Here is an 11145-nt window from a genome sequence, read left to right on the forward strand (position 1 = left end):
TATGGCCAATCAGCAACCAACTCCTAACCATTCTTCTTCTGAGGAAGTCGATTTAGGGCAACTGTTTCAATTAATTGGAAATGGATTCAAGAAATTTTTCCATTTTATTGGAAACATATTCAAAGGAATTTTTCATTCAGTTATTCTATTCCTTCTCTTTGTACAAAAGCATTTTATAAAATTTGTGATTGCCGCTGTTATAGGTTTAGCCCTAGGAATCTACTTGGATATGGTAAAAGAACCACAATATATCTCCACTATGGTGGTTGAGCCCAATTTTAACAGTGTACAGCAGTTATACAACAATGTTAATTTTTACAATGAGCTGGCTGAAGCAGAAGACTCTACAGCATTAGCAGAAGCCTTGGATGTCAGTGTTACTGAGGCTGCGAAACTAAAAAAGTTTGTATTAGAGTCCTATTCAGATGAAAACCAAAAGGTACAACTTTTCGATAAATTTGTGCGAAGTTTGGATTCAACTACCAAAAAGGCTATCGATATGGAAAATTATTTGAAAAATTTTAATTCCATGGATGCACGTTTCCATACTATTTCTGTAACCGCAACAAATAGTTCGGTAGCCAAAACAATACAGCCCTCTATTATTAAGTCAATTTCCAGGAATGAATATTTTCAGCTCCAACAGAGCATTAGTGACCAAAACATTAGTTTACAGGATAGTCTATATAAAAAGCAATTAATGGAGGTCGACTCTCTACAGCATTTATATAAGCGCGTAATGGAAAAAGAGGCCGAAAGACCTCAACAGGGAACCAATATTAGTTTAGGTGAAAATGGTGGTCAAGAGAACAAGGAATTGGCCTTGATAAACCAGGTTGACAAATTAAAACAGAGCCTAGTATTGTTAAACGAAGAAAGGGCCAATAAATCCAGCATCCTAAACGTCATCTCCGCCTTCCCAAGAAGAGGAGTAGAAATCAAGGGTATTTTTAATAGCTATAAATTTTGGATTCCACTTGGATTTATTGGAATTACCTTGATACTTTTAAGTCTGCTGGATTTGAACATATATTTAAAAAAATATAAAAAAGAATAATCTATGAAAATATTAGTTACAGGTGGGGCTGGATTTATTGGGTCTCATGTAATTAGAAGGTTAGTAAGGTCATATCCAAATTATCATATCTATAATTTGGATGCACTTACTTATGCCGGTAATCTAGAGAATTTGAAGGATATAGAATCTAACCCTAATTACAGTTTTATTAAAGGTGATATTACAGACGCTGATTTTATCGATACACTTTTTAAAAACAACATGTTCGATGGGGTAATTCATCTTGCAGCGGAATCACATGTAGATAGATCAATTACCGACCCTCTAGCCTTTGTAAGGACTAATGTAATTGGCACCGTAAATCTATTAAACTCCTTCAAATCTATTTGGAAGGATAATTTTGCTGGAAAACGTTTTTATCACGTGAGCACAGATGAAGTTTACGGATCTTTAGGGAAAACAGGATTGTTTACAGAAAATACTGCCTATGACCCTAATTCTCCCTATTCGGCCTCGAAGGCCAGTTCCGATCATTTTGTTAGGGCTTATGGCGAAACCTATGGCTTGCCCCATGTAATAAGCAATTGTTCCAACAATTATGGTCCGAACCATTTTCCAGAAAAATTAATTCCCTTATTTATTAATAACATCATTCAAAACAAACCATTGCCCGTGTATGGAGACGGAAATTATACCAGGGATTGGTTGTTTGTGGAAGACCATGCTAGAGCTATAGATCTTTTATTCCACAAAGGAGAAAATGCCGAAACCTATAATATTGGTGGTTTTAATGAATGGAAAAATATTGATTTGGTGAAATTGCTATGCAAACAAATGGACCAAAAATTGGGAAGACCCACTGGGAAAAGTGAGAAACTGATTACTTATGTTAAAGATAGACCCGGTCACGACTTGCGATATGCCATTGATGCTTCTAAAATAAACAAAGAATTAGGGTGGGAACCATCCGTTACCTTTGAAGAAGGATTGGCCAAAACCATTGATTGGTATTTGGCCAATGAGGAGTGGTTAACCCATGTTACTTCAGGGGACTATCAGAAGTATTACGAAAAACAGTATAAATAATGTGATGTAGTTATGATGAAAAAACATTGAACTCGTTAACATCGTCATAAAATAACTTCAAAACAAGATAACAACAAATCCATGAAAGGAATAATACTCGCAGGAGGATCTGGAACCCGTTTACACCCCCTTACCTTATCGGTAAGTAAACAACTAATGCCTATATACGACAAACCTATGATCTACTATCCACTTTCTACCTTAATGTATGCAGGTATAAAGGACATATTGATCATTTCAACTCCCAAGGACCTGCCATTATTTAAGGAGCTTTTAGGCAATGGTAACAAATATGGCTGTAATTTTGAATACGAGGTACAAGCAGAACCAAACGGACTGGCAGAAGCCTTTATTATTGGAGAGCAATTTATTGGAAAAGATAAGGTCGCCCTTATCTTGGGTGACAATATTTTCTATGGCTCAGGCTTAGCAAAATTACTACAGGCCAATAATGATCCGGAAGGTGGTATAATTTATGCCTACCGTGTTCACGATCCAGAACGATATGGAGTGGTCGAATTTAATAAGGAAGGAAAAGCCATTAGTATAGAGGAAAAACCAGAAGAACCTAAATCCAACTACGCGGTTCCAGGTATTTATTTTTATGACAATGACGTGGTAGAAATTGCTAAAAATATTGCACCTAGCCACAGAGGGGAGATTGAAATCACCGATGTAAATAAAGAATATTTAAGACGCAACAAATTAAATGTAAGCATTTTAGACCGTGGCACCGCTTGGCTAGACACCGGTACCTTTGCCTCCCTAATGCAAGCTTCACAATTTGTAGAAGTTATTGAAGAGCGCCAGGGACTTAAAATAGGTGCTATCGAGGGTGCAGCCTATGAGATGGGCTATATCAGCAAAGAGCAGTTTAAAGTGTTGGCAGAGCCCCTTATGAAAAGTGGCTACGGAAAAAATTTATTGGGATTATTGAATAAGGATTAATGAAAGTTACAGAAACTAAGTTAAACGGCTGTTTTGTTTTAGAACCAGCGGTATTTAAGGATGATAGAGGATATTTTTTTGAAAGTTTTAATTCCAATAATTTTAACACGGCCATAGGACAAAAAATCATCTTTGTTCAGGATAATCAATCCTACTCATCCAACGGAGTAATTAGGGCTATACATTATCAGACTGGAAAATATGCCCAAGCTAAATTGGTACGTGTCCTTAGTGGAAAGGTATTGGATGTTGCCGTAGACCTTAGGCACGATTCTCCCACCTTCGGCCAGCATGTGGCCATAGAATTATCTGCCGAAAATAAAAAACAGCTCTTTATACCAAGAGGATTTGGACATGGATTTTCAGTTCTAAGTGAAACAGCGGAGTTCTTTTATAAATGTGATAATTTTTATAACAAAACTTCGGAAGGAGGAATTATCTATAATGATTCAAGCCTGAATATAGATTGGCTATTGCATATTGATGAAATTAAAGTGTCCGAAAAAGATTTGGAGCTCCCCGTTTTAGAAAACGCACTTTTATAATGGAGGAAGTAATATACAAAAAAATAAAACTGTTAATCACGGGAGCCAACGGGCAATTGGGACGATGTCTGCAGGATTTAACAAGGACATACCCGAACTATGATTTCCATTTTAAAACCTCCAAGGAACTAGATGTCACCAGTAAAGAACAGATAGATATTCTATTTGCTCAGGAAAAGTTTGACTATTGTATCAATTGTGCCGCATATACCGCAGTGGACAAGGCAGAAACGGATCAGGAAAGCGCTTTTTTGGTGAATGCAGAAGCGGTAAAGTATTTGGCGGAGGCCTGCAAGGCCCAAAATTCTATTTTAATACATATTTCAACGGATTTTGTATTTGATGGTTCCAAGACAATACCCTATTTGGAGAAAGATGTTCCAAACCCTATTAACGTGTATGGAGCATCCAAATTAAAAGGGGAACAATACGTTCAGAAGATTTTAGAACAGTATTTTATCATTCGTACATCTTGGGTATATTCTGAATACGGACACAATTTTGTAAAAACAATGTTGCGCTTGGGTGCCGAAAGGGAAGAGCTAAGTGTGGTAGATGACCAATTGGGATCACCCACCAATGCTAGTGATTTAGCAGAGGCAATAATGAAAATTGTCTGTACAAAAACAAGTGATTTCGGCTTTTACCATTATAGCAATGAAGGGGAAATAAATTGGTATGAGTTTGCCAAGGCTATTTTCGAAATTAGGGGAATGAATATCAAGATAAAACCTATTTCTTCCGATGAATATCCAACCCCAGCAAAAAGGCCTGCCTTTAGTGTAATGGACAAATCCAAAACAAAACAAGTGCTAAAGACAAATGTTCAGGATTGGAGATTTAGCCTGAAAAAATATTTTAATAAAATTTAATATATACTATGATAAAGAAAGATATAATAATTCTTGCTGCTGGAGTGGGATCTAGATTAAGACCTTTGACGGATGAAGTACCTAAAACTATGGTAGAAGTTAATGGGGAAGCAATAATAGAAAGACTTCTTAAGCAAATAGAAGCGATTGATTCCATATCTACTAATATTAAAATTGCCTCAGGGTATAAAAGTCAAATCCTTAAGAATTTTGTTCATAGCTTAGATTTAAAATCAAACATTGAGTTTATTGAAAATCCGGACTATGATACAACCAACAATATGTATTCGTTGTATTTGGCCCTTTCAACTCTAAATGAAAAAAACGACCTTGTAATCATTAATGCCGATTGTTTTTATGATAAATACATTGTGGAAAATATAATTAAATCTAACGGAAATTATATTGCGATCGATAAGGGAATATTTAATGAAGAGTCTATGAAAATAAAAACTGATGGCACGGATAGGGTTATAGGAATGTCAAAAGCTTTTAAAGAGGACAATAATGTATATGTTTCAATAGATATATATACTTTTGATAGCAAAAACAGGGATAAAATATTCCAAATTTCATCTAATATTATTAATGGTGGGGAATTGAACAGTTGGACTGAAGTCGCTATTGATTTATTATCAAAGGATGAAAGTTCAAACATAAATTATCTGGATATGACTGGTAGAAAATGGATGGAAATAGATAACCATGAGGATTTAAGGAAAGCGGAGAAGATATTTAATTAGAAAATGAATGAATTATAAAGCATTAATATTAGATTTGGACGGCACAGTATATGTGGATGGTAAACCAATTAAGGATATAATTTCCAAATTAAACAGATTTAAAGAAGAAGGTAATAAACTTATTTATTTATCGAACAATACCACAGTTAGTAGATCTATTTATTATAAAAAATTAACTAAACTAGGACTCAATGTCAGTGATGGGGAAGTTGTAACACCTATAACTATTGCCGGGGCATATTTGGCTAAGAAATATAAAAAGGGTTATACCGTTGGAACAAAAAGCTTTCTTTATGAGCTGGAGCAATGTTTTAATATTATTCAGGACGAAATTAACCCAGAGTTTGTCTTAATCACCTTTGATAATGAGTTAACTTATGAAAAATTAAAGATAGCTTGTCAGCATATTAACAACGGAGTACCATACTATATAACTCATATAGACTTGGCATGCCCATCCGAGAAGGGGCCAATACCGGATTGTGGTTCAATTTCATTGTTGGTTGAAAGCACTACAAACAAAAAGCCATGTACAGATTTTGGCAAGCCTTCTAATGAAATGGTTGATCATATTCAAAGTTTGATATTGAATATTCCCAAATCTGAAGTGTTAATGGGAGGAGACAGATTATATACAGATATTGCACTAGGAAATAAACTCGGGGTTCAAACATTACTTGTTTTGACTGGAGAAAGCAAATTAGAGGACATTGGAAGTCATAAATACAGTAAATTTAATGTAAACCATTGTTCTGAAACTTTAGCTGATTTTATGGATGACATTGAGATAGAATGGAGTGCTTAAAATAATTTATTCCTATTGCTTATGATATTTTCACAATTAACTCATTTACCAATAATTTTTCAAGTAGATGAGGACATTTTCGCTAAAGTGGGCCATTTATTGGAACGCAACAAATTATCATTCAAAAATATATTAGTAGTTTCTGGAGGGTCAATTTCTCATAATTTTTCAATTGATTTAATTAGAAAGTATAAATGGGATTCCTTTATCCTAAATGACAATGACTTCTCTGAAATTGAAAAATTAAAATCATATTGTTTGAATAAACAACATGATTTAATAATTGCAGTCGGTGGCGGTAAAGTACTTGATTCAGTAAAACGAGTATGTTATTTAATTAATCTCAATCATATATCCTTACCAACCATAATTTCTAATGATGGCTTAATATCCCCTATTGCGGTAATAAAGAATGAACGCGGAAAAACGGAAAGTTTACCAGGTTCCATGCCTATGGGTGTAATTATTGATTTAGACATTATTCAAAAAACACCCATTAAATATTTGCGTGCTGCAGCGGGGGATATTTTATCTAATTTATCGGCCACTCATGATTGGATATTGTCCTATAATAAAAACGGAGAATACGTTAATGATTTAGCATTTCAACTATCTAGAAGTGCCGCTAATTCATTGGTCCATTTCAGCGAGAAAGATTTAAATTACAAACCTTTTTTGAGACAAATTATTCAAGGCCAAGTAAATTCAGGAATAGCAATGTCACTATCGGGCAGCAGTCGCCCTTGTAGCGGAAGTGAGCATCTAATTAGTCACGCCATTGACTACTTGGAAGTAGGTAATGGGAGTCTTCACGGCATTCAGGTTGCTTCGATTAGTCTTTTTATTTTATTCCTTCAAGACAAATTGCTTCCAGAATATATCCAGTATGCAAAGTCCACTGGTATTCCTCTTTTGTTCACAGATTTGCTTAATTCAACAGAAAATCATGTACTTATAGATATATTCCGAAAATCAAAAGAAATGAGGCCCGGTAGATATACCATCTTGGATACGATTACTGAGGATGATTTTATTGAAAATTTCACTGCTTTTAAAAATAAAATTAATGAATTAGCCAGCTAATAAGTGATAAAGAAAAATTTAATTCTTTCTTTTCTCAGTGCTTCCGCTAAAATAGTCGGTGGAATTGGGGTGGTTTCAATATTGGCCAGGGTATTTACTTTAGGTGATTTTGGAAATTTTACGTATTCATTAACTTTAGGAACTGTATTTGCCCTAATCGTAGATTATGGATATAATATTAAGGTAATAAAAGATGTTTCCCTAAACCCTGACAACATTAACACAATTGTCTCCAAAACTACTGTAAATAAAATTCTATTATTTTCGTTGACGGTTCTTGCTTTTTTTGTTGCCAATATAATATTGAAAAACAACACCGAGCTAGTAATTACTGGTTTATTCTTATTCTTATCCCTGATAGCATTTTCATTTACTAATACAATTTTAAGTGTATTCAAAGGCAGAAAAGAATATAAGAAAGATTTAAAAATTGTATTGGTAGATAACCTTTTTACCATTTTGCTAGTGCCAACAGTGGCTTTATTAACAAGAAACATAGAGGCCACCTCAATAAGTTTTTTCGTATCAAAACTTATTGGCTTATTTTATTCACTATGGATTTATAAACAGGAGAATAACCTGCATTTCCCACCTTTTAAGGACCTTTTAAATGATTTAAAACAAGCCCTGCCCTATGCTGTTCATTATTGGGTCGGAAATTTATATCTCAATATCGATACAATTATAATGAAGCCAATGGTTTCTTCTGAGGATTTAGGTATTTATCAGTCGGGAATCCGTATCATTATTGGACTTGGAATACTACTTACTGTAATAAATTCGGTTTATCTGCCATTGTTGAATGAAAACTTAAACAATAATAAAAAACTTTTTAAGGCGAATGTTTTAAAACTAAATGTAAGTGTATTAAGACTATCTATTATATTTATAATTGGTATGCTTATTTTTTCTAAACTTATCATTATAATATTATTCGGAAACAAGTTTTTAGAACTTCTGGATATTTTCTGGATATTGGCATTAATAGTAGGAATGCGAATAATAGGTGCGTCCTATGGTATTTTACTTACGATTTCTAACAAACAGGCCTTAAGGGCAATTGCTGGCGCAATTAGTATAATATTAATAGTTATATGTGATTTAATCTTTATTCCTATTTACGGCTACCAGATGGCGGCTTATACCCTTCTATTAGCACATTTTTTTATTACAGTATTCTACATTGCCACAGTATATTTTGAATATAAAACGCTATTTATTCCTTCATGGAAAAGGGTTTTTAGCTTAAAAAATGTTTTATGAAAATACTTTTTATATTTTTTTCCCCTTTATTATTTCTAATTTCCTATTTAATTCCTAAAAAGAAAGACCTCTGGGTTTATGGCGCGTGGTTTGGAGAACGATACAGTGATAATTCCAAAGTTTTTTTTGAATATGCAAATTCTGTTAATAATAAACAAATAAAGCATTATTGGATCTATAAAAACCCTTTATTAAAAAAGACAATTGAACTTAAAGGTTATAATTGTGCATATGCATATTCATTTTACGGAATAATGCTACAACTGCGCGCAAAAATTTTCATAACTTGTGTAAACTCTTCTGACTTCCTTCCCTTTTTGATAACCCCTAGGAATTACTTTGTTCAATTATGGCATGGTAGCCCAATAAAATATATTGGATTAGATTCTAGAAATAATGTGATTAGAAAAATCATAGATAAATTAAGGTTAAAGTCCTTAGATAATTATTCCTTAGTAATATCACCCTCTGAAACAGTTGACAAAATTTACAAGAGTGCCTTTGCCCTAAGGGATGGAACAATTTTCAGAGCCGGATATCCTAGAAATGAAAACTTGAAGGTAAGCCCAGAAAGAAAAAAAGTTATCAGAGACTACTTTGGCCTAAGCGATCAGGAAACATTGGCCGCATACCTGCCAACCCATAGAAATGAAGGAAAAGGGAAAAACCCCTTTAGAATAGTGCTAAAACAACTAATTGCAAAAAACGAAGATCTAAAGAACAATGCAAAAATTATAATCAAACCTCACTTTTATGAAAAGGATAGTTTAAACGGAATTATAGAAAGCACCAATGTGCTAATACGATATAATTTACCATTTGACCTATACGAATTTTTGGGTGCAACGGATATATTAATAACGGATTATTCAAGTGTCATATTTGATTATGAGCTCTTAAATAAAAAGATTGTTGTATTTCCATTTGATTTTGAAAAATATACTACTGAAGATAGGGAGCTCTATTTTCATTTTGATTTTATTTACAACAATGTTAATAATATTGAAAAGGTTGAATCGATAGATGATTTAATTAAAGTTTTTACCGCAAATGCAACATGTAGGAACGACAACGAATTCGGGAATAGTTTATTTAATGTGCCATTCGACGAATATTCTAAAAATATTTATGACAAATTAATACAAGATCTAAATCTTTAAAATGCATTTAAGGATATCAAGAGAACTACTTAATGAAAAAATAATCAAAATTAATATTTGGTGGGCTTTTTTTGCTCCCATAGTTCTTGCTGTTATTTTAAGCTTCGTAAGTTTTAGAGGGTTGTTCATACTTAAGGACTTGGTATTTTATTCTTCACTACTGTTAGTATTATTTATTGGAAGGTCCAAGGGGTTATATTTTTATGTATTTAAAATTATAGTTTTCATACTCTACCTTTTTCTGACAACTTCCTTATTTTTTGAATTGCACTCATGGATAATCTACAATCTTAGACAACTAATAGTGCCTATTTTAATTATTGGTTTTGGTTATTATATAAGAATAAAGGAAGAAGAAAGACTAACTTCAATAGTTCATTTTCTATATAAGACATCTATTTGGGTGGTGTTTCTTGGACTTATTTTTAGGTTTAGTAATTTATGGGCGGTTTTGGATCTTACCAATTACTTTAATCTTAAAGGGATTCCTGTTGACAATCGAGGGTTGTCATATATGTTTTATGAGCCAGCATTATCCTATACTGAAAGATTGGTGTCCACGGTATTGGACCCAATAAGTCTTGGGCACATGTTGGCCGCTCCTCTAATTTTATGCTATTATTCTGTCTTTACTGAAGGTAAAAAAAGAAAAATCCTTTTCTTTTTTCTTTCCTTAGGATTGATATTAACTTTCTCAAAGGGCGCCATATTGCAAGTAATATTGGCCTTGTTTTTTTTTAATAAAAGTTTATCCCCAACTACACGGTTTTTAATTCCTTCATTATTTGTTGCACTGGCATTGCTCACATTAAATATAGAGGGAATTCTTATACACCTATTTGGTCTCAAAAATGCGATTGTTTACCTAAACCTATTTGGGCACGGTCTGGGAATGGTAGGAAATTATGCCAAAATGTTTGCAGAAGATTTATCCATTTACTATAAGTTTGAAATAAGCGATACTTTTATTGGGTCAGTAATTGGCCAGATAGGACTAATAGGTTTTGCTTTTTGGATTAGTTTCTTTTTACCAAAAATAAAAAGTATAATATTTTCTAGAACCAACCATGTTGGAGCAATTATTTTGACTTCTCAATTAATAATAGCAGCTATTTCGGAAAACACTTTTAACTTTACAAGTTTTATAGTGCCCGGAATTATATCGGGAATATTAATTAAAAACCGAATCTAAATGATTAGGCACTTTTTGTGATAGTTAAATCCCTTGATTTTCAGTTTTTATTATCTGTCTTAAAGGTTGAACAAAACCTCGAATATCACGATGAAGCTCCAAATTTAAAGTATTTTGTAAATATTGTTTGCCCACAATATACCGATTTGACACTTTCCAACACAGATTTGATTCACATCAATAACACAACAGTTCAACTTTTTTAATTGTTTTTTAGGGGCAATCGTTTCCACTACTCCACCTCCAAGGCACAAAGTCTCTCCAGGATAAAACGAGGTTGGCCGAATCGGATGCAAGTCATACTACTGGCTATTTCGGAGTGACCATGCCAGTGATATCGGAGCAAACCGTGCCACTTTGAAAGATATTGCAATGATATAAAAAATTAATGTTAATCTATTTTTAAACTCCCTTTTCTCATCGACTCGCC

The 11145-nt window shown here is 33.4% G+C and carries 11 protein-coding genes; all 11 read left to right on the forward strand.

Annotation, left to right across the window (positions count from 1 at the left end):
- Position 1 precedes the first annotated feature (1 nt).
- The 11 genes from CWD90_RS12125 to CWD90_RS12175 all read left to right on the forward strand — a co-directional run bounded on the left by CWD90_RS12125 (position 2) and on the right by CWD90_RS12175 (position 10715).
- Entirely contained in the window at positions 2–1057 is a 1056-nt protein-coding gene (locus tag CWD90_RS12125) for a hypothetical protein (protein WP_103476331.1), read from the forward strand.
- A gap of 3 nt (positions 1058–1060) precedes the next feature.
- The gene (rfbB, locus tag CWD90_RS12130; protein ID WP_103476332.1) at positions 1061–2104 is read left to right on the forward strand and encodes a dTDP-glucose 4,6-dehydratase; all 1044 of its coding nucleotides are present in this window, start codon (positions 1061–1063) and stop codon (positions 2102–2104) included.
- 81 nt (positions 2105–2185) lie between these two features.
- Positions 2186–3052: a glucose-1-phosphate thymidylyltransferase RfbA gene (gene rfbA, locus CWD90_RS12135; RefSeq protein ID WP_103476333.1), complete on the forward strand. Its 867-nt coding sequence runs from the start codon at positions 2186–2188 to the stop codon at positions 3050–3052.
- On the forward strand, positions 3052–3597 hold the full coding sequence (gene rfbC, locus CWD90_RS12140; protein ID WP_103476334.1) for a dTDP-4-dehydrorhamnose 3,5-epimerase: 546 nt from the start codon (positions 3052–3054) through the stop codon (positions 3595–3597). Before rfbA ends, rfbC begins: the two co-directional genes overlap by 1 nt.
- Complete coding sequence (gene rfbD / locus CWD90_RS12145) at positions 3597–4469, forward strand: dTDP-4-dehydrorhamnose reductase (RefSeq protein ID WP_103476335.1); 873 nt, start codon at positions 3597–3599, stop codon at positions 4467–4469. The genes rfbC and rfbD overlap by 1 nt, the downstream gene beginning before the upstream one ends.
- Positions 4470–4477: 8 nt before the next feature.
- Positions 4478–5212 carry a phosphocholine cytidylyltransferase family protein gene (locus tag CWD90_RS12150; RefSeq protein ID WP_103476336.1) on the forward strand — a complete coding sequence of 245 codons (735 nt, stop codon included), beginning with the start codon at positions 4478–4480 and terminating at the stop codon, positions 5210–5212.
- 7 nt (positions 5213–5219) lie between these two features.
- Positions 5220–6017 (forward strand): HAD-IIA family hydrolase, encoded by a 798-nt coding sequence (locus CWD90_RS12155; protein ID WP_103476337.1) that lies wholly within the window; start codon positions 5220–5222, stop codon positions 6015–6017.
- A 21-nt stretch (positions 6018–6038) separates the two neighbouring features.
- A complete protein-coding gene (locus tag CWD90_RS12160; protein WP_103476338.1) occupies positions 6039–7100 on the forward strand; it encodes an iron-containing alcohol dehydrogenase family protein in 1062 nt (353 codons plus the stop codon).
- A gap of 3 nt (positions 7101–7103) precedes the next feature.
- Entirely contained in the window at positions 7104–8363 is a 1260-nt protein-coding gene (locus CWD90_RS12165) for an oligosaccharide flippase family protein (protein WP_103476339.1), read from the forward strand.
- A complete protein-coding gene (locus tag CWD90_RS12170; RefSeq protein WP_103476340.1) occupies positions 8360–9523 on the forward strand; it encodes a CDP-glycerol glycerophosphotransferase family protein in 1164 nt (387 codons plus the stop codon). Before CWD90_RS12165 ends, CWD90_RS12170 begins: the two co-directional genes overlap by 4 nt.
- A gap of 304 nt (positions 9524–9827) precedes the next feature.
- Positions 9828–10715, forward strand: coding sequence for a hypothetical protein (locus CWD90_RS12175; protein ID WP_157941207.1), 888 nt, complete (start codon positions 9828–9830; stop codon positions 10713–10715).
- Positions 10716–11145: the final 430 nt, after the last annotated feature.

Source organism: Arenibacter catalasegens, from assembly GCF_002909235.1.
In the GTDB taxonomy this organism is placed as follows: Bacteria; Bacteroidota; Bacteroidia; order Flavobacteriales; family Flavobacteriaceae; genus Arenibacter; species Arenibacter catalasegens.